Raw genomic sequence first — 20,256 nt, 5'->3', positions numbered from 1 at the left:
ATTTTATCCTTTAAAGATTAATGTATCTTAAATTCAAGCTCTCTTATCCTAAAATCTGGCATTAAATTTTCAAGTTCTTTGTAAAATTCTTTGCTATGATTTGCAAATTTTAAATGCGTAAGTTCGTGCAATACTACATATTCTATGCCTTTTAGAGACTTTTGCATCAAATTTATATTTAAATTTATATAAGCCTTGCTACTATTACAAGAACCCCAACGCGTTTTCATAGGCTTTATACTAAGTCTTTGTATTTTTTTATCAAAAAATTTTTGCCATTTTTTTATGTAAAATGAAAAAATTTTAAAAGCATTTTTTTTCATAAATTCTTCGTATTGTGATTTATTTTTACTTATAAGCAAACCTTTTTCAAAACGAATTTTTTCAATATTTTCATCAAATATTAGCTTATAAGACTTGCCTAAAAATAGAATTTCATCATCATTTTTATGAGAATATTTGCTTAAAAGCTCATATTTTTCATTTAGCCACTCGGAATGCTTATCTAGAAAGAAAATAAGATCTTTTTTACTACAAAATAATGGAATTACCAATCTTATACACAAATTTTTATCTATTTTTAGTCTTATATATTTTACTTTTTTATATTGTATTGTTATGTTAAATTTTTTGTATTTAATTTCTTTTATACTATAGCCTTTGTTTGCCATTTTCTACTTTTCCATCTAAAAGCATTTGTAAGACCTCTAAAAAATTCATCACACAAAAAACCTATCCAAACACCTAATATACCAAGCTTAGCCCAAAAGCAAAGTATGTATCCTACTGGCAGAGACACGCCCAACATAAATACACAAGCACTAAAGAATGGAAATTTAGCGTCTCCGCTCGCACGTAAAGAATTTACCATAACTATATTAAAAGTTCTTGACACCTCTAAGAATATCGAAAGCAAGAATAAAGGAGCCATTACTTTTCTAAATTCATCTTTTAGATTGAGTATTTGCATTATGAAATCTTGAAATATATAAAAGCAAAGCACAACAAAAAAAGTAACTAATATACTAAAATAAAACGCTCTCCAAGTGTGTTTATATGCCACATTTAGATAATTTGCTCCTACTAATTTTCCTATAATTATCTCATTTGCTACACTTATAGCTTGTCCTGTAAGCATTACAAACATAGAAATTTGAAAGTAGATTGTTTGAATGCTTAAATTTAAACTTCCTAAACTGGCTACAAAAGATAAGGCTATAGCGTATTGAATAACCCAGATTAAGTTTTCGCCGGCTGAAAAAGAACCAATATTTAAAATTTTAAACATAACCTTTTTTTCAAATTTGAAAAGCTCTTTTAACTCCAATTTCATCTTTAACTTGAAAAAAAAGACAAATAGTAAAATTGATAGTATGGTTACTCTGCCTATGATATTTGAAAGACCTATGCCAAAAAGTTCTAATTTTGTATAATTTAACATATAGTAATTAAGTAAAACTATAACAAAATCCATAATCAAAGAGGCTATCATAACCCAATAAACCATATTATAAACTCTGATAATTGCAGCTAAAACAACTCCAAGACCGTCAAAAATAAGGCAAATTGCGAGCATATGTAAATAAATTTTGCTATGATTTAGAAGATCATTAGGTATATTCATAAAATTTAGTAAGAAATCTCCAAACAAAAACAAAAAGCTACCGCAAACAAAACCTAAAATAGAATTAAAAAAAATACTTTGATGTATAGCTTTTTTAGCCAGCACAGTATCTTTAGCACCTATAGCCTGTGCTATAACTATGCTACAACCAACACTTAAAAAGCTAAATATGGTAAAAAATATGCTAATGATTTGGTTTCCAGCACCCATAGCACCGACTAGATAGTTTGAGTATTGAGTAACCATATAAGTGTTTATAATAATGCTAAGATACCTAAGTAGCATTTCTATAAATATAGGCACAGTTAATCTAGACAAGGATAGCTGTTTGCTTGCTTTAGCCACAAATTTTCCCTAGGAATGTATTTTTGGAATGTTTATTTTATACCCTTTTGTTTAAGAATAGCTTATTTGTTTAAAAGCTTTATAAAAAGGTTAAATTTATTTGTCGTTTTTGAATAAAGATTTTATTTTTCTTTTTAATCTAGCACCCTTTTTTCTAAGTTTGAAAAATGGACTTTTGTATCGTTTGTAGAAGTTTTCAGGGTCTTTTATGATTTCTTTTAATTCCCTTATCTCTCCATTTGTAAAAAAATTTTTATCCAACTTATCAATAACAGGTTCAAATTCAAGTGCAAAACGTTTTATAAAATCAAGCTTAAATTTATTGTCAATGCGTTTTAAATTCCACCAGTAAGCTTTAAATTTTTTATATAAAAATACTGCAAATAATTTTTTCATTAATTCTTTATCGCATTTGTTTAAAAAATTATATATAAAATCATATTCATCACACACACAATAAATTTTTTCTTTGCTGTGTATAGAAGAATTTTCATTATCTTTTCTATAAAAATATAATGCTTCGTTGTGCAAATAAATGCTATCTGCTAGACTTAGAGTTATAAAGAAAACTCCAGTATCTTGAAAAGAAGCACCATCGCTTTCGTTAGCTTTTATTTTAAATTTTCTAATAAAATCAAGCTTGTAAATTGCACCTTGATACGCAATTAGTGAATGCTGTATCAGCTCAATCTTATCTTGTTCTTTTAATATTTTATTGTATAAGTTTGCTTCGTATGATATGACTTTGTATTGTTTTTCTCGTCTTGTAAAGTGCATAATATCTGATTTTATAATGTCGCAATTATATTTTAAAGCCAATTCATAAAGCTTTTCGCACATATCAAGCCTTGCGTAATCATCGCTTTCTATTATGGTAAGATACTCGCCTTTAGCCTCTTTAAATCCTAAATTTAACTGATATCCTAAACTTTTTTTATCGGAGAGTATTATCCTTATGCGTTCATCTTTTCTTTGCTCTTCTTTTAAAAATTCTAAAGTTCCGTCATTAGAATTTGCATCTATGCAAATGATTTCTATATCTTTAAAAGTCTGATTTACAGCACTTTTCAACGCTTCTTTTATGTATTTTATGGAATTATAACTTGGAATTAATATAGAAATTTTGATACTCATACTAACTAAGATCCGTTTTTAGATTTGAGAATTCTAGCTAAAATATTCTTAATAAAAAATTTATTCAAATAAATTTTTTATATTTTAATATTTTCAAAGCTCTTGCAAGTATTTAACAACCTTTTTTCTTATATCTTTTTTGTGCTAAAAGCTTCTCAGCTTTTATCTTATTTTCATCTTCTAATACAAAGCTATTTTTTATATATTTTTCTATAAGCTTTAAACAAGTATCTTCATCGTAAGCTATATTAAAAAGCATATCATCTTTACTTTTGGCATGTTGCATATCTTTCAAATCAACATCTAGCAACATAGTATCATTATAATCGTGTCTGTAAAATATTACAGGAGTATTTAAAAATAAGAAGTCAAAAAATAAAGATGAATAATCTGTTATAAAAAGATCTGCCTTACCTATATGTTTAGAAATTTTTTCAGGTTTTATGTATTCACAATCTTTTATATCAAAGAAATCAAATTTATCACATTGATTAAGTAGTGAATGGTGTAAAGAATAAGTTGTTTTTATATCGTATTGTTTTGATAATTTTGCCAAGACACTAAAAAAGGGTAAGATTTTTTTATAATAAACAGTATTTGATAAATCTAAACTTAGTTCATTTTCATTGGAATTTAAAAAAAACCCTCCAAGTAAACATAATAAATATAGTCTTTTTTTCAGTTTTTTCTTTTTTTAACAAGTCCCATCTAGGCATACCTATTTTTATTAAATTTTGTCTTTCCCAATTCCCGTATCGTTCAAAGATTTCTGCTTCTTGCTCCGAGCTAACTAAAAATTTATTAAACTGTCTAGGAGATAAATAACCAGTAGTTAGAACAAAAACTTTTAAAAGAGTAGCCCCATGGTTAATATTAATATACTGTATATGTTCGTTTTCAAATAAAAAATTTGTCAGATTTTTATTTAAACCACCAAAAGATGTGATCACGTATTTAGCTCTTAAAAGTTGCTTAAAGGAAATAAAGAAAAAGTCAAAATTATGCTTTATATCGTCTTTTGAAGATCTATCAAGAGCTATTATATTTTTTAGCCTATTTTTTTCTTTTAACTCTTTGTATAGAGGGTTTTCTTTCCATAAAACATAGTAAGATTTTACATTATGTTCTTGCATATACTGAAATACACACCAAGCATCTATGCATTCAGCATCTTTTTCATATAGATTATCAAATAAAATGTAAGTATCTTTTTTAAAAAATGTTTGTATCTTTAAAAAAATGACACTGTAAAATTTAAATTTAAAATTTGTAAGTTTTGCTATCTCAAGCGGCAGTAAAAATAAATAGCCTTTATACCAATTTTTAAAGTAAGATAAAATTATTTTACCCATTCTATATGACAAATGATTTTTTACTCTTAATGCCTTTTCATAATCCACATAACTAGGCAGTGGAGGGAGTTTTAGTGCAGGGTTTATACTAGATATTTGCTTGTATATATTTATCCCCCTTTTATGTTTGTATATGCAATAAACAAGCGAAAAAGGTAATAATAAAATTTAATAGGATTTTTAGCATTTATTACAGTTTTACCCACTTTGTAAGTTAGATGATTTTTAATCCTATCTTCAGCTATAGAAACACCTCTTTTTATATATGCAATAGGATAAAATTTTATAGCTAGTTCTTTTTTAATATTATAAATAAAAGCACCAGTAAGTCTTTCTGATAAAAAACCAATAGCTCTTTTTTGTTTTATATCCCTATCTGTGTAATTAATTTTTTCGTGCATATAAAACAATATCTCAAAAACATAAGAGCAGTATTTAAAAAATAGTTTTTTTTCCATAATAAAAATATTTTTGAAATAATGCTCATCAACATCTGAATATTTTAAGAAAAAATTATATTGTGGGAATTTGTTTTTTACACTTTGTTTTAATAGTTCAAAATCATCTTCAACGTGTCCTAGTTTTTTTGAGTAATTACATTTATAAAATTTATCAACAGTAATATTTGCAAAATAAGGATTTATGGTTATTGCATTTAATCTATTTATTTTATATTTTAGCATTTTGTATTGATGGTATATTTTTTCTTTCAAAAATATATTAAAATAAGAAATATTATTACAGAATGTGTTATCTTTTTCATCTAAAAGCAAAAACTTGTTATAATGCATAAACCCTATATAATCAGGATTGCCTAATTTATTATAATTTTTCCAAGCCCAATAAATTCCTGTTAATTCACAAAAATATCTATTAAGATGAGAGATATTATCTCCTGTATCATCTCCTATCATATTTTCACACATCCATTCATAATCTTCTTTAGATATTTCTCCATCTTTAGAAGCTTGTGTAGCTAAGACTCTACCTAAGTGTATAGGAGTAAGAATTTCATCTTTAAGTAATACTGCAGGTTTATGATAGCCTACTAGAATTTTTATGGAAGGGTTTTTATTTTGAAAACTTTCTTTTTGCACTTAAAAAGTCCTTTCTATTTACTAATATTTCTTTTTTATCTTTCAATTTTCTTTTAAAGCATCTTTTTAGTTTTTATAAAGACTTAAATCCTTAACTTACAAAGAATTTTTATCATCTATTTTTGTATTGAAAATGGCTGTTTTCAAACTTTTTTAAAAGGGATTAAGGTTGTGTTATGGGAAAATGTGTGTATTTATAGAGTAAAGATAAGTTTAAAAATTTTTAAGACTTTTAAATAAAATGGATCCAAGTCTTATCATATTAGAGCCACATTTTATAGCTAGTTCAAAATCAGAACTCATACCCATAGAGCATATTTTTGCACCGTGTTTTTGCAAAGACTCAAAAAGTTTGTATGTTAGTTCAAAGCTTTTTTGTATCTCTTTTGTGTTATTTGAATTTGCACCTATACTCATAAGTCCGCAGAGATTTAATGATTTACATTCTTCTTGTATTTGCAAGTATTCATCTAGTGCTTTTTCAACTGCAACCCCACTTTTTGAGCTTTCTTGTGCAGAATTTACTTCAAGCAAGACATCTAATTTATAATCAAGCCTTTTATCTACGGCTTTTGCTATTTTAATACCGTTGCAAGACTGCCATAAAATAGGCTTTTGTTTTAATAAAAGATTTATTTTATTGCTCTGTAAATTGCCTATAAAGTGCCATTTTATAGGCAAATCTTTTAATGCTTCTTTTTTGTTTGATAGTGCTTGGACTTGATTTTCTCCAAACTCTGTTATGCCATTGTTAAAAAAAACTCTTATAACATCGGAATCTACATACTTGCTAGCCGCTACTACTCGTATATTTTTGTTAAGATTAAGTATATCATCAAGCTTCATTTTTTTCCTTCGCTAAGCATATCTATAAGATAAGCTATATGCTGCCAAGAAATATTTGTCGCATCGCTTAATCCTATTTCACAAGTGCTTGAATTTGAAAACGCAAATTTTATATCTTTATCATCATAAAATTTAGCAAAAGCTTTTGTAGCATTTATGTTTAATTCCGGGATAAAAAAGCCTTTATATCCAGCAAAGCCGCAACAAGCCATATCATGTTCTAAAACTCTTTTGTTCGTGCATTTTTTGGCAAGTTCTCTCATATCATTATCTATTCCAAGTTTTTTGCTAGCACACATTGTATAAAGTGCTATATCTTCATCAAGTGCTTTTATATCGATTTCAGGTAAGATTTCTTTAAGTAAATAAGTGCTTAGGTCATAAATTTTAAATTCATCCTTTAAATCTTTTATGAGTCTTGCACTACAAGCACCGTGATCGATTACTATAGGGATTGTGCCATCTTTGCTTATCTTTTTTAGAATTTTTTTATTTTTTTCTAAATTTGCTTCTTTTATGTCTGAAAAGTTTTCAAAGGCTTTTCCACAACACATATTTTTTATGTTTTTTAGATAAATAACGCTAACTTTCGCCTTTTTGCAAAGACTTTCAAAAACCTCTTGCAGACTTCTTTTATCGTTTGCAAGTTTTGAAGGGGCAAAGGCTCTATTTATACAACTTGTAAAATACACGACTTCTTTATTTAGGCTTGATTTTTGATTTTTAAATTTGTAAGTATTAGCACTTGGCATATATTTTCTAGTTACTGGGCTAAATTTTACTATTTTTCTGGTATTGATACTAAAATTTGAAAGCTTATCAAGAGAAAATAATGAGCTAGTTTTTAATGAAAATTTAGCTATATCTAAGCTGGTATTGAAATTTTTATAGGCGTATTGTGCTATTTTTTGCGATATTTGAGATTGATTTTTTCTTTCTTCTAAGGCTAATAAAGCTGTATCTATGTTTATAGGGCAGAGTTCTTCGCACATAGAACAAGCAGCACAACTTTCTTGAGAAAAATACTTCAAGCCACTTTTTAAATTTTTTAAATTCTTTCTACTTTCATTGTCAAAAAGCTTTTCAAGCCTTTTTATCTCTCTTTGTATGGCTATCCTTTGCCTTGGGCTTAATGTAAATTTATGAGAAGGGCAGTATTTCTCGCAAAATCCGCATTCCATACAAGCCTCCAAATACTCTTGCTCTATCTCTGTAACTTCTTTTATATTTTTTTTGTAAATTTCTTTATCATCACTTATTATCACATCTGGATTTATAAGTTTTTTCTTATCAAAAATTTCTTTTATTTTTTTATTTATCTTATATGCTTTTTCGCCCCATTCAAGCTCTACAAATGGAGCTATCATTCTTCCTGTGCCGTGTTCTGCTTTTATGCTACCACCAAAAGAGGCTACCATTTTTGACATTTCATCGACTAAGATAGAAAAATTTTGAAATTCTTTTTTATCATTTAAATTTGGAGTTATTATAAAATGCATATTTCCAGCTAATGCGTGTCCGAATAAAATGGCATTCTTGTCAAAAGAATATTTTTTAAACAGCTTTTGTAGTTCTAAAATTCCTTTTCCTAAATCATCTATCTCAAAACAAATATCCTCAGTAATCACCGAAGCACCTTTTTTCCTAGCACTTGCGGCTATTGGCAATAATCCCTTTCTTATTTTCCACCAAGCACTATATACGGCTTCATCACTTGAAAATTCAAGCGGCATAGAAGTGGGGTAGGGCGTTATAGTATCTTTTATCTTTTTTATATGCTTTTCTAATGTCTTTTCATCATCGCTTTCTGTTTGTATAAGGATGCAAGCTGTATCTTTTTTGATTTTTTTTAGAAATTCTGGCACGCCTTTAAATTTAGAAGCTGTTTTTAAACAAGAATAATCCATTATCTCTGCACTTGTGATAATATCATCAAGAGAAGCTAAGACTTTTACAACTTCAACAGCCTTTAAAATATCTTCATAAAAAAGCAAGGCACAAGCTTTATACGGGCTATCATCTACGCATTCTAATTCCACCTTTGAAACAAAGCCCAAAGTGCCTTCAGAACCTACAAAAAGATGAGTGATTATGTCTATTACATCATCAAAATCAAGTAAGGAATTTATACTGTATCCTGTTGTGTTTTTTATCTTGTATTTTTTGCGTATAAGTTCTTGCAAGGCTTTATCTTGTAAAATTTCAGCTCTTAATGCTAATATTTCTTCTATCATCTTTGAGTGTGTATTTTTAAAATCTTTTATGCTTTTTTCATCGCTTGTATCAAGTATAAAGCCGTCTGCTAGTATGACTCTTATCGATTTTATAGTATTGTAAGAATTTTGCTTTACTCCGCAACACATTCCACTTGAGTTATTATTTACTATACCAGCTATTTGTGCAGCTGCTATCGTTGCTGGGTCAGGACCTATTTTTTTAGAAAATTCTTTCAAGGCTAAATTTGCATTAGAGCCTATAACACCAGCATCAAGTAGTATTGTTTCTGCATTTTTTGAAATTTTAATGTTATTAAAAGAAAAATCTAGCAAAACAAGCACAGTATCACAAGAGCTTTGACCGCTAAGGCTTGTCCCAGCGGCACGGAAACAAAGTGGGGTATTGTATTTTCTAGATAATCTAAAGGCTTTTATTATCTCATTTTCGCTTTGCAATAAACAAACAAGTTTTGGAACTAAGGAATAACAACTCGCATCAACTCCATAAGCAAAACATCTTAAATAATCCTTATAAACTCTGCCTTTAAAAAGCTCTTTAGCTTCCTTATAAAAGCCTTCATAATCTTGCATAATACTCCTTTTAATTAGGATAAAATTTGACTTTTTTATGTAATTTTGCTAAAATTATAGTCTTTTTCTTGTAAAAAAAAGCTAAACTTAGAATGAAAGGAAATGAGGAATTTATGTATAAAACTAAGATTAAATCTTTTTTCCTTGTTTCTTTTAAATCTACTATGTCTTGCTGTATGCACACTTTTGTGTGCAAAAATTCTTAATCTCATTTAGTATATACATATACATTCTGGTTTTCAAACTAAAGTTTTTTAATGTTTTTTTAACTCTTTAAGGAGATAAATTTGAATGAAATTAAACAAAAATATCTAATAAATTTTTGGGAAAATAAAAAAGGTTTTATAGCACTTGGAGTTTTTTCTGCTGCTTATTTTGGTATCTTTGCTGTTAATTGGGGAGTAACTAGCGAGATGACAAGACTTGGAGGAGAATTTTTAGAGCTTTTTGGAGCTGATTTAAGCTCTTATTCTTACTATCAAAATTTAGGTTTAGCAGGTAATGCCACGACTAGAATTTCAGGCATAATGCTTCTTGGTATGTCTATAGGTTGTATAGTTGCAGCCCTGCTTGCAAATAAGGTTAAATTTCGCTTACCAGCTAGTTCTTTAAGGGTATTTCAAGCTATAGTTGGAGGACTGCTCTCAGGCTTTGGAGCCAGACTTGCCTTTGGTTGTAATTTGGGAAATTTTTTCTCTGGCATTCCTTATTTTTCCTTGCATACTTGGCTTTTTGCTCTTTTTATGGTGCTTGGAATTTATCTAGCTGTAAAGCTTACAAATACTAAATTTTTTAAACCAAAAGCAAAACTTGTAAGGGTAAATAAAAAGGATGAGGGTTTAGAAATACACGAAAAAAGAGCTAAATTTTACTTTTTCTTAGGTATATTTGTCTTTGTTCTTTTTCTTTCTTGGCTGCTTTATCTTTTGATAAATTACCACGATATTAATCCTAGCGATAGAAAAAGTATGCTTTCTTTAGCTTTAGTTTTTGGTTTTATCTTTGGTTTTATCATCTCAAAATGCCAAATTTGCTTTACTTCTTGCTTTAGGGATCTGTTTTTATTTGGTAGAGATTCGGCCATAAAAGGAGCCATTATAGGTATGATGATAGCTACTATCATAGCCTTTGCCTTTACTCTTTATGGACACGAGCCAAAGCTTACTCAGCTTTCTTTAAGTGTGGCTGTGGGAGCTTTTTTGTTTGGCTTTGGTATAGTTTTTGCCGGAGCTTGCGAGTGCGGCTGGGCTTATAGAATGTGGGAGGGACAAAGCCATTTTATGATAGTTGGAGCTGCTAACATAGCAGGAACTATGATACTAGCCTTAAGTTATGATTTCTTTCCGCAAGGCTTTAAGGAGGGCGTAAAGATAAATCTTCTTGATAGCTTTTCAAATTTAGGTGGGCTTGCTTTAAACTTGCTCTTTTTGCTTTCTATGCTTATCTTAGCATTAGCTTATAAAAAATATTTTTTCAAAAGGATACAAAAATGAATATAACTTATACTTTAAATTTACAAGGTGAGGCTTGTCCATATCCTGCTATGGCTACCATAGACGCTCTATCTGAACTTAAAAATGGAGAAATATTAGAGGTTTTATGCGACTGTCCTCAAAGTATAAATTCTATACCAGATGACGCTAAAAATAGAGGTTTTGAGGTGCTTGAGATAAATCAAGATGGACCCGTGCTTAGATTTTTAATCAAAAAGCCTTGAAAAAGCACTGCCTTTTGGGCGGTGTTTTAAGTGGCGCGCTCAAGAGGATTCGAACCTCTGACCTTTTGAACCGCAATCAAATGCTCTATCCAGCTGAGCTATGAGCGCAAGAAAAAGCAAAATTATAGCGAATTTTCCTTAACTTAAACTTCTTTTAGCATAAAATTCTTTTTTAAACTCAGAAAAACTATCTTTTAAAATGGCTTCTTGCATAGCTTTTACTAAGCTTAAATAATAATGCAAATTATGCAAGCTTGCAAGTCTAAAAAAAGTAAGCTCTTTTGCTCTAAAAAGATGATGTAAATATCCTCTTGAAAAATTCTTGCAAGTGTAACAGTCGCAGTTTTCATCTATAGCTTTTTCATCTTGCAAGAATTCAGCTTTTTTAATGTTTATCTTACCAAAATTTGTAAAAAGCGTCCCATTTCTGGCGTTTCTAGTAGGCATAACGCAGTCAAACATATCAACTCCTCTTTCAACTCCCTCTACCAAGTCCTGCGGTGTGCCAACTCCCATTAAATACCTAGGTCTATTCTCATCTATAAAATCCATAACCCCTTCTATAGTGTCATACATTAATGCATTTTCCTCGCCTACGCTAAGTCCGCCTATGGCAAGTCCGTTAAAATCCATAGAACAAAGCTCTAAAGCACAAATTTTTCTTTGTTCATAATCAGTGCCGCCTTGTATTATGCCAAAAATATTGTTATTAAAAGCTAGACCATTTTTTAAGTTTTCTTTGTGATAATTTATCGACTCTTTTGCCCATTTTATAGTTCTTTGAACGGATAATTTTAGCCTTTTTTCATCTGCTGGCAAAGATACCAAATCATCAAGTATCATCATAATATCAGAATTTAAAAGATACTGTGTATCAAGCACTGATTTTGGTGTAAAAAGGTGTTTTGAGCCATCTATATGGCTTTTAAATTCTATGCCCTCATCTTTGTGTTTTGAATTTTTACTTAAAGAAAAGGCTTGAAAACCGCCGCTATCTGTTAGAAAAGAATTTTTAAAGCCGGTAAAGCCGTGCAAACCATTAAATTTTGATATTATATTTGCACCGGGTCTAAGATACAAATGATAGGTATTTGCAAGTATGATTTTTGCATTTAAAATCTCTATAAGGTCTAAAAAATCAAGACTTTTTACACAAGCTGCCGTGCCAACAGGCATAAAAATAGGAGTGGTAAATGAACTGTGAGCGGTCTTTATCTCACAAACTCTTGCTTTATTGTCTTTATGCTTTATTTTAAATTCCATTTGTTATAATTACCTTTTACATTTGGAGTTTATATGAATCAAATTTTATTAATACTTGATGGAATTTTAGCAAAATATTTCTTAGAAAGGCTTTGCTTACAAAAAACATCTAATTATCATTTTGATGTGGTGTATTATAATGAGGACTCTATAAATTTAAAATTACAAAGTGAATATATAAATTTTATAAAATTTGACCCAAGCTCTGCTAGTAAATTAAAAGAGTTGTTTTTAACAAATTCTTATACACAAATTTTTATACATATGAAAGATGAATTTGATGTTAAAGCTGTTTATGACAACATAAGAGAGATAAACGAAGAGATTTCTGTTGTGTTGGTTGATTTTTGGGGGCTTAGCATAAATGATTCTAGATGTGAATTAGTAGATGTTAGAAGTTCTTTAAGTGAATATTTACTTGCATTCTTGCCCGATGTTCCAAATTTTGCCCAAAATATCGGTCTTTCAAATGGTGAAATTATGGAAGTAAAAATACCAGCTTATAGTATTTTTGCACACAGGCATATATCTTCAATAAGTCAAAAAAGGTGGCGTATAGCACTTATTTATAGAAATAAAAAGATAATTATGCCAAATCCTTCCGTTATGATAATGCCAAATGATAATGTCTTACTGGTTGGCGAACCAAGCATTCTTCAAAATGTGTATTATAAAATAAAAGGCGGTAGAGGGCAGTTTCCATCGCCTTTTGGAAATAATTTGTATCTTTTTTTGGATATGAAAAGAATTTCTCAAAAAGAACTTTATAAAGCTTACAAAACTGCTAATATATTGCATTCTAATACAAATAGCAAAAGGCTTTTTATACACAGCATAAATTCAAAGCTTTGTGATTTTTATGAAGAATTAAAACAGGATAAGAAAAATAGCGTAACCGTTCATTTTGATTATGAAAATACCAAGATAAAAAACATAAAAGATATACTAATCAATGATGATATAGGGCTTATAATAGTAGATGATTCAACCTTTAAAAAAAGAAAAAAGGAATTTTACTCTTTGAAAATTCCTATTCTTAAGCTAGGCTCTATAGATTTTGAGGACTTAGATGAAGCTATTATACTTAGCTCAAATGAAGATGAGCTAGAAAATCAAGCCGGTGTTATGATAGATTTAAGTAAGCAATTAAAACTAAAAGCTTTGCTTTATTATTATGAGCCAGATAATGATTCTAAAAAACTAACAGAACACTTGCAAAGTCTTTCGCAGCTCTATAACAAAGAATTAAAAATAATAAATGACAAAAATAAAAACCCGATCCTAGAACTAGAGCATAAAAAACCCGCACTTCAGTTTATATATTTTAAAAAGGATTTGCTATCTTTTAATTTAAGAAGTATTTTAAGCACAAATTTAAATAGCTTGTATTATAAAATGAATAAAAACTATCAAGTTTTTATACCAATTAGCTAAGTTAGGATAAAATATAGACTATGAAAGTAGAAGTAAAATTAAAAGAAAATTCTTATCAAGTTTTTATAAATGAACTAGATAAGTTAAAATTTAAAGGTAAGGTAGCCATAGTAAGCAATGCAAAAGTGTCCGGGCTTCATTTGCAAAGCTTATTATCAAAGATAGAAGCTGATGAAATTTTTGTAATAAGTATAAAAGATGGCGAAGAATACAAAAATTTAATCACAGTTGAGGAAATTTTAAACCAGCTTTTTGTATCAAAGCTAGATAGAAAAAGCACTCTTATAGCTTTTGGTGGAGGAGTTGTAAGCGATATTGTAGGCTTTGTTGCTAGTATATATCAAAGAGGAATTGATTTTGTAAATATACCTACAACCTTATTAGCCTGTGTGGATGCTGCAGTCGGTGGAAAAACGGGTGTGAATAACTCTTTTGGTAAAAATTTAATAGGCACTTTCAAGCAACCAAAGGCAGTTTATTGCGAAAGCTCTTTTTTAAAAACCTTAGAAAAAAGAGAACTTAGTGCTGGTATGGCTGAATTTATAAAAATGGCTTTAAGTTTTGATGTAGAAATTTTAGATTTTATAGAAAATATAGACGAAAAAGCTTTTTTTGAAAACAGTCTTGATGACGCTATTTATTCTAAGATAATAGACAAAAGCATAGCTTTAAAAGCAGATGTAGTTAGCAAAGATGAAAAAGAAAATTCTCTTAGAATGCTGCTAAACTACGGGCATACATTTGCACATATTATCGAAAATCAAACAAATTACAAAAGATTTTTGCACGGCGAAGCTGTCGCTATAGGTATGAATATGGCAAATCACTTAGCCTTAAATTTGGGACTTTTAAAAGAAAGCGAAGTTAAAAGGGTTGTTGAAATTTTAAAGAAATTTGACTTGCCTACGCACTATAAAATAAATGATGTAAATGAATTTTATCAAGCCTTTTTTCTAGATAAAAAAAGCCATAATAAAAAAATAAATTTCATACTTTTATCAGCCTTAGGAAAGGCTTTTATAAAAGATGATGTGCCTAAAGACGCTATTTTACATACATTAGAGGCTTTTAAATGAAGCAAAAGGTGTATTTTAAAACCTTTGGTTGCAGGACAAATATCTATGATACAGAGCTTTTAAAGTCTTACATAAAAGATTATGAGATTATAAATGATGAAAAAGATGCGAATATCATCATAGTAAATTCTTGCACGGTTACAAATTCTGCCGATAACACTACAAAAGCTTATGTAAATTCTATGCAAAAAAAAGGTGTTAAGATAGTCTTAACAGGTTGTGGCTTGGATAAGGCAAAAACTATGCTAGATGAAGGAAAGATTTTTGGCATATTAGGAGCTTCAAATAAAGATAAAATAAATTCCTTACTGCTTTCAAATTCTAAATTTATGGAGTTTGGGGACTTAAAATTTAAAGATAGCACCTTGCTAAGCTCTTTTCAAACGCATACAAAAGCCTTTGTTAAAATACAAGAGGGTTGCGATTTTAACTGCTCTTACTGCATAATACCTTCTGTAAGAGGAAAATCAAGAAGCCTTGATGAAAATTACATACTAAATCAATGCAAAATTTTGCTTGAAAATGGACACAGTGAGCTTGTTTTAACAGGCACAAACATAGGATCTTACGGATTAAAAGAAAAAAGTAGCTTAGGAAGGCTTTTGCAAAAAATTTTTAAACTAAAAGGCTTAAAAAGACTTAGATTAGGTAGTTTAGAACCAAGTCAAATAGATGATAGTTTTAAAGAAATTTTAGATGAAAGCATTTTAGAAAGACATTTGCATATAGCACTTCAACATACTAATGATACTATGCTAAAAATAATGAAAAGAAGATCAAAACTAGAAGAAGATAAGGCTTTGTTTGCTTATCTTAGAGATAAAGGTTTTGCTTTAGGTAGTGATTTTATAGTAGCACACCCGGGAGAAAGCGATGAGATATGGCAAGATGCCTTAGAGCATTTTAAGGATTTTAAACTCACACATATACACGCTTTCATATTTTCTCCTAGAAAAGGCACAGCTTCAGCGTCTATGAAAAATAATATAGAAAAAGCAGTGGCAAAAGAAAGGTTGCATACATTAAAAAATATAGTCAAAAACAACAACTACGAATTTAGAAAGCAAAATAAAGATAAAATACTTGAAATTTTAATCGAACAAAAAAAACTAAATTATTTTGAAGGCTATGATCAGTTTTATAATAAAATCAAAATAAAAAGTGATAAGAATTTGTTAAAAAAATGGTTAAATGCCGATAAATACGAAGTGTGCGAGGATTGTAATAAAATTTTAGGAGTAAATTTTGAGTAAGAATAAAAAGATTATATTTAGCTCTTTGCTTGTTTTGCTTATTTTATTTGCTATAGTTTATATCAAAAACGAGCCAAAATATATAGACAAAGCTTTATATCAAAGCTTTTTAGATAAAAATTTGATAGAAAAGGCTATACTAAAAGATAATGAAATCATCTTTAAAGCCGCTGGCTCAAACTATGTCATCATAAAAGAGGGCATAGATATAGATGAGCTTTTAAGAAAAGTGCCAATAGAGTTAAAAAAGGATTATGATTTTTTATTTTTTACCTTTGTCTTAACGGCTTTATTTGCTATGCTTTTTTCTATACTTTATTTTGCAAAAAAAAAGACTTCCTTTCCTATACAACCAGCTCCAAAGCAAGGTCAAAATGCTATTTCAAATTTAGACTATGCAAATTCCATAAAGCCCGTTATTTCTAATATAAGCTTTGATGATGTTGCTGGTGTTGATGATGTTAAGATAGAATTAAATGAGATAGTTGATTTTCTCAAAAATCCTAAAAAATACAAAGACTTTGGTATCAAAATGCCAAAGGGAGTATTGATGGTTGGACCTCCTGGTGTTGGAAAAACACTTATCGCAAAGGCTGTTGCAGGAGAAGCTTCGGTGCCATTTTTCTATCAAAGTGGAGCTTCTTTTGTTGAAATTTATGTAGGTATGGGTGCAAAAAGGGTAAGAGAGCTTTTTTCAAGAGCGAAAATGATGTCTCCTAGTATAATTTTCATAGATGAAATAGATGCGGTAGGCAAGGCTAGGGGAGAAATTTCAAACGTAGAAAGAGATAATACCTTAAATCAGCTTTTAACGCAAATGGACGGCTTTGAGGATAATAGCGGGGTTATAGTTATAGCTGCTACAAACAAGATAGAGTTAATGGATCCTGCTTTGCTTCGTTCTGGTCGTTTTGATAGGAGGGTCTTTTTATCTTTGCCTGATTTTAAAGATAGGCTTAAAATTTTAGAAATTTATATGAGCGATAAAAAAAATAATGCCGACTTAACAGTCATAGCAAAAGCTACAGTTGGTTTTAGCGGTGCTGCTCTTGAAACCTTAGTAAATGAAGCTGCCATAAACGCTTTAAGACGAGAGGCGAGCACAGTTGAAGAGAGCGATTTCTTTGCGGTTTTAAACAAGGTCTTAACTGGCAAGAAAAAAATTCTAAGCTTTAGCGATGAGGAAAAGAAAATTCAAGCTACATATCAAGCGGCAAAAGCACTTTCTGCTTATTATTTTGATGTAGGATTTGATAAGATAACATTGATAGAGGATAGATTTAAAGAATACGAAAAACACATAAAATCAAAATCAGAGCTTTTAAATAAAATAAAGGTTCATTTAGCCGGAAGCTGTGCTATGAAGCTAATTTGTAATGAAACTTACACAAATTCTCAAAACGATTTAGCAAAGGTAAAAGAGCTTGTAAATTTTATGCTAAGTTTTGATATGAGCGAAAATTTCTCTTTAGAAGAGCAAAAAAAAGAGATAGAAAACTATATAAGTGCTATGAAAGATAAGGTCATAAAACTTGCGGATTTGCTTTTAGAGCAAGAAAAGCTTGAAAGCACAGATGTAGCGACGGTTTTAAATGAGGAAATGTAATGGATACTGTAAATATAGGAATTCTCACATTAAGCGATAGGGCTAGTGCCGGAGTTTATGAGGACAAATCAGGCAAAGAGATAAAAAAACTTTTACAAAGCTACATAAAAAATGAAATGATCTTTCATTATGAACTAATACCAGATGAATACGAACTGATAAAGCAAAAGCTAATATACCTAAGCGATGATAAAAAATGCGATTTGATCTTAAGCACAGGTGGCACGGGACCAGCTTTAAGAGACGTAACCCCAGAAGCTACAGAAGAAATTTGCGATAAAATGCTGCCCGGTTTCGCAGAGGAAATGAGAAGAGTTAGCTTAAAATTCGTGCCAACTGCTATACTTTCAAGGCAAGTAGCTGGTATAAGAAAAAAAAGCCTTATCATAAATTTACCCGGTCAGCCAAAGGCGATAAAAGAGTGTTTAGAACCAGTATTTTCAGCCATACCTTACTGCATAGACTTAATAGGTGGTGCTTGCATACAGACAAATGAGGAACTCATTAAGGCTTTTAGACCTAAAAAATAAATTTTGTTTTTTTTTTTTTTTTGATATAATGATACAAAATCCCTAAAAGAGATAAGATGATAAGACCTTGTTTTGACAAAAATAGCATAAATTTATGTTTTATTTTTGATGATAATTACAGCTTTTATTTTTCTGTTTTGCTTACATCTGTCATAAAAAATTCAAATCCAGATTCAAACTATGATATAGTAATATTACACGATGAGAAACTACACATAAATTCAATTAAAAAACTTCAACTCATGATAACAAAAAGTAATTTTTCTTTAAGGTTTGTTGATATAAGTCATCTAGCACAAAAACTAAAACAAGAAAGAATATTATTTACGCGTTTATACTATACCGACGCTGTGTATTATCCCTCTTTTATACCAATCGTATTTAAGTATTATGAAAAAATTTTGTATATAGATGTTGATACCATTGTTTTAAAAGATTTAAAAGATCTTTTTGATACAGAACTTGAGGATATGTTTTTAGGTGTGGTTGCAGACTTACCAATTATATTAGGTATTACTTTGAATTCAAATACACATTTTAGTAATTATGTAAAAAATACCTTGAAAATGAAAACTAAACAATATTTTAACTCTGGTGTTTTACTTTTTAATATCAAACAATGCAATAGTATAAATTTTTTAGAATGCTTTTTAGATACCTTAAAAGATATTAAAGAACCTATATTTATGGATCAGTGTGTATTTAATGCTATGCTTGAAAATAGGGTAAAATTCTTAGATTTAAGATACAATAATGAGGTTTGTTTTTACAAAACGCAGAGACAACACTACAAAACTATGCCGCAAATGACTATGCTTGCAGATTTTGAAGAAAGTAAGAAAGATGTTTGTATCTTACACTATGCTGCAGGTATAAAACCTTGGTATTATCCAGATTCAGAAAAAGCAGATATTTGGTGGGAATATGCTAAACATAGCCCATTTTACGAGCTTATAGTATTTAAAAAAGATATATATTTACAAGAAAAACTTATAAGTAAGCTAGAAAATGAAAAAATAAACTTGCAAAACAATGTAATTGATAAGCAAAAGAAATTGGACAGTATGCTACAAAATTTAAACTCTACTAAAAATCTTTTGAATTTTTTAAAAAATTTTGGCACAGCCAAAGAAAGAGTACACAATCACTTAGCTTATAAACTTGGACAAGCTTTGATACTAAATTCAAAAAGTATCTTAGGCTATATAAGAATGCCTTTTATTTTATCTTATATAAAAGATAAACATAAAAAAGAACAAATAATTTATAATGAAAAGATAAAAACAAATTCTTTTTTTAAACTTCCTTCACTTGAAAGCTATCCTGATTATGAAGAGGCTTTAAAAGAAAAAGAGTGTATCACATATAAATTAGGTGAAGCATTGATAGAAAATATGAAACGGGGGGGGGGCATTGAAGTATCTAAAATTTATGAAAGATGTGCGTAGGATAAAGAGGGAGTTTAAAAGGAAGTGAAAATACATAAATACGAGCTAAGCAAGATCATTTAGCCTAGCTTACCTCAAAAGCTTCTCTATCTCCTTAAATCCCCTTTCCTTAGCGTAGTCAATAGCTGTTTTGCCTTGATTATCTTTTATATTTTTATCTGCTTTGTGTTCTAGCAAAAGCCTTGTTATATCTACATATTTTTTACTCCCGTCTCCTAAAATGAGAACTTCCAACAAGGCAGTCCAAGATAAATTATTTACGTGATTTACATTTATATCTGTATTTTCTAGCAAAAATTTAGCAGTTTCAAAATGCCCTTTTTCACAAGCTGGTATCAAAGCATTTCCGCCAAAGCGGTTAAAAACGGAATTTACCTTAGCTTTTTTATGTATTATCTTTAAAATTTCAAGCTTTCCATTTGCCCCTGCATACAAAAAAGCCGAATTTAAATTCTCATCTCTATCATTAACATCTCCGCCATTTTGATATAAAAATTTAACGAGTTTTACATCATCCTTATAAGTTGCTATCAGTATAGCGTTTCTACCTCTTTCATCTTTTGCGTTTATATCAAAACCACCCTCTAAAAAGTATTGTATCTTGTCTATATTTGATTCTTTGACAGCTTTAAAAAAATCATCTTTTTTCATATTTTGCACTTGAGCAAATGCCAAATTCAAACACAAAAGGCTACAAAAGAGCATTTTAATTTTACTCATTTGC

General features: G+C 29.5%; 18 protein-coding genes and 1 tRNA gene. 8 read left to right on the top strand and 11 right to left on the bottom strand.

The features are described from left to right. Positions 1-17: 17 nt before the first annotated feature. The 8 genes from Q0J35_RS03285 to Q0J35_RS03250 all read right to left on the bottom strand — a co-directional run bounded on the left by Q0J35_RS03285 (position 18) and on the right by Q0J35_RS03250 (position 9,205). The gene (locus Q0J35_RS03285; RefSeq protein ID WP_297193114.1) at positions 18-671 is read right to left on the bottom strand and encodes a SprT family zinc-dependent metalloprotease; all 654 of its coding nucleotides are present in this window, start codon (positions 669-671) and stop codon (positions 18-20) included. Beyond that, a complete protein-coding gene (locus Q0J35_RS03280) occupies positions 647-1,969 on the bottom strand; it encodes an MATE family efflux transporter (protein ID WP_297193113.1) in 1,323 nt (440 codons plus the stop codon). The genes Q0J35_RS03285 and Q0J35_RS03280 overlap by 25 nt, the downstream gene beginning before the upstream one ends. A 96-nt stretch (positions 1,970-2,065) precedes the next feature. After that, the gene (locus tag Q0J35_RS03275) at positions 2,066-3,103 is read right to left on the bottom strand and encodes a glycosyltransferase family 2 protein (RefSeq protein WP_297193112.1); all 1,038 of its coding nucleotides are present in this window, start codon (positions 3,101-3,103) and stop codon (positions 2,066-2,068) included. Positions 3,104-3,215: 112 nt separating this feature from the next. Then, positions 3,216-3,659, bottom strand: a complete 444-nt coding sequence (locus tag Q0J35_RS03270) for a CDP-glycerol glycerophosphotransferase family protein (protein WP_297193111.1) — start codon at positions 3,657-3,659, stop codon at positions 3,216-3,218. Between the two features lie 67 nt (positions 3,660-3,726). Continuing rightward, a complete protein-coding gene (locus Q0J35_RS03265) occupies positions 3,727-4,503 on the bottom strand; it encodes a CDP-glycerol glycerophosphotransferase family protein (RefSeq protein ID WP_297193110.1) in 777 nt (258 codons plus the stop codon). Between the two features lie 62 nt (positions 4,504-4,565). Next, the gene (locus Q0J35_RS03260; protein WP_297193109.1) at positions 4,566-5,552 is read right to left on the bottom strand and encodes a DUF4422 domain-containing protein; all 987 of its coding nucleotides are present in this window, start codon (positions 5,550-5,552) and stop codon (positions 4,566-4,568) included. A gap of 213 nt (positions 5,553-5,765) precedes the next feature. Next, a complete protein-coding gene (locus tag Q0J35_RS03255; protein WP_297193108.1) occupies positions 5,766-6,398 on the bottom strand; it encodes a YggS family pyridoxal phosphate-dependent enzyme in 633 nt (210 codons plus the stop codon). Next, complete coding sequence (locus Q0J35_RS03250) at positions 6,395-9,205, bottom strand: FAD-binding and (Fe-S)-binding domain-containing protein (RefSeq protein WP_297193107.1); 2,811 nt, start codon at positions 9,203-9,205, stop codon at positions 6,395-6,397. The genes Q0J35_RS03255 and Q0J35_RS03250 overlap by 4 nt, the downstream gene beginning before the upstream one ends. Before the next feature lie 287 nt (positions 9,206-9,492). Here Q0J35_RS03250 and yedE point away from each other — a divergent pair, with 287 nt between their 5' ends. Further along, positions 9,493-10,698 carry a selenium metabolism membrane protein YedE/FdhT gene (gene yedE, locus Q0J35_RS03245; protein WP_297193106.1) on the top strand — a complete coding sequence of 402 codons (1,206 nt, stop codon included), beginning with the start codon at positions 9,493-9,495 and terminating at the stop codon, positions 10,696-10,698. Next, the gene (gene yedF, locus Q0J35_RS03240; protein ID WP_297193105.1) at positions 10,695-10,922 is read left to right on the top strand and encodes a sulfurtransferase-like selenium metabolism protein YedF; all 228 of its coding nucleotides are present in this window, start codon (positions 10,695-10,697) and stop codon (positions 10,920-10,922) included. The genes yedE and yedF overlap by 4 nt, the downstream gene beginning before the upstream one ends. A 31-nt stretch (positions 10,923-10,953) precedes the next feature. Here the strand turns inward: yedF and Q0J35_RS03235 are convergent. Further along, positions 10,954-11,030 (bottom strand) — tRNA-Arg (locus tag Q0J35_RS03235). A gap of 30 nt (positions 11,031-11,060) precedes the next feature. Beyond that, on the bottom strand, positions 11,061-12,185 hold the full coding sequence (gene tgt, locus Q0J35_RS03230; protein ID WP_297193104.1) for a tRNA guanosine(34) transglycosylase Tgt: 1,125 nt from the start codon (positions 12,183-12,185) through the stop codon (positions 11,061-11,063). Positions 12,186-12,218: 33 nt separating this feature from the next. Here tgt and Q0J35_RS03225 point away from each other — a divergent pair, with 33 nt between their 5' ends. Genes Q0J35_RS03225 through Q0J35_RS03200 form a run of 6 tightly spaced genes read left to right on the top strand, consistent with a single transcriptional unit; the run spans position 12,219 to position 19,532 of the window. Further along, positions 12,219-13,619, top strand: a complete 1,401-nt coding sequence (locus Q0J35_RS03225; protein WP_297193103.1) for a TrkA C-terminal domain-containing protein — start codon at positions 12,219-12,221, stop codon at positions 13,617-13,619. A 20-nt stretch (positions 13,620-13,639) separates the two neighbouring features. Further along, positions 13,640-14,695 carry a 3-dehydroquinate synthase gene (gene aroB / locus Q0J35_RS03220; protein WP_297193102.1) on the top strand — a complete coding sequence of 352 codons (1,056 nt, stop codon included), beginning with the start codon at positions 13,640-13,642 and terminating at the stop codon, positions 14,693-14,695. Then, positions 14,692-15,948, top strand: a complete 1,257-nt coding sequence (mtaB, locus tag Q0J35_RS03215; RefSeq protein WP_297193101.1) for a tRNA (N(6)-L-threonylcarbamoyladenosine(37)-C(2))-methylthiotransferase MtaB — start codon at positions 14,692-14,694, stop codon at positions 15,946-15,948. The genes aroB and mtaB overlap by 4 nt, the downstream gene beginning before the upstream one ends. Next, positions 15,941-17,554 carry an ATP-dependent metallopeptidase FtsH/Yme1/Tma family protein gene (locus Q0J35_RS03210; protein WP_297193100.1) on the top strand — a complete coding sequence of 538 codons (1,614 nt, stop codon included), beginning with the start codon at positions 15,941-15,943 and terminating at the stop codon, positions 17,552-17,554. The genes mtaB and Q0J35_RS03210 overlap by 8 nt, the downstream gene beginning before the upstream one ends. Next, positions 17,554-18,084: a molybdopterin adenylyltransferase gene (mog, locus tag Q0J35_RS03205; RefSeq protein ID WP_297193099.1), complete on the top strand. Its 531-nt coding sequence runs from the start codon at positions 17,554-17,556 to the stop codon at positions 18,082-18,084. Before Q0J35_RS03210 ends, mog begins: the two co-directional genes overlap by 1 nt. Positions 18,085-18,140: 56 nt before the next feature. Further along, positions 18,141-19,532 carry a glycosyltransferase family 8 protein gene (locus Q0J35_RS03200; protein ID WP_297193098.1) on the top strand — a complete coding sequence of 464 codons (1,392 nt, stop codon included), beginning with the start codon at positions 18,141-18,143 and terminating at the stop codon, positions 19,530-19,532. A gap of 69 nt (positions 19,533-19,601) precedes the next feature. Here Q0J35_RS03200 and Q0J35_RS03195 read toward each other — a convergent pair whose 3' ends face one another. Further along, positions 19,602-20,252 (bottom strand): ankyrin repeat domain-containing protein, encoded by a 651-nt coding sequence (locus tag Q0J35_RS03195; RefSeq protein ID WP_297193097.1) that lies wholly within the window; start codon positions 20,250-20,252, stop codon positions 19,602-19,604. Positions 20,253-20,256 lie beyond the last annotated feature (4 nt).

It is taken from the genome of uncultured Campylobacter sp. (assembly GCF_944323605.1).
Lineage (GTDB): Bacteria > Campylobacterota > Campylobacteria > Campylobacterales > Campylobacteraceae > Campylobacter_D.
This window is presented reverse-complemented; position numbering and strand designations above follow the sequence as displayed.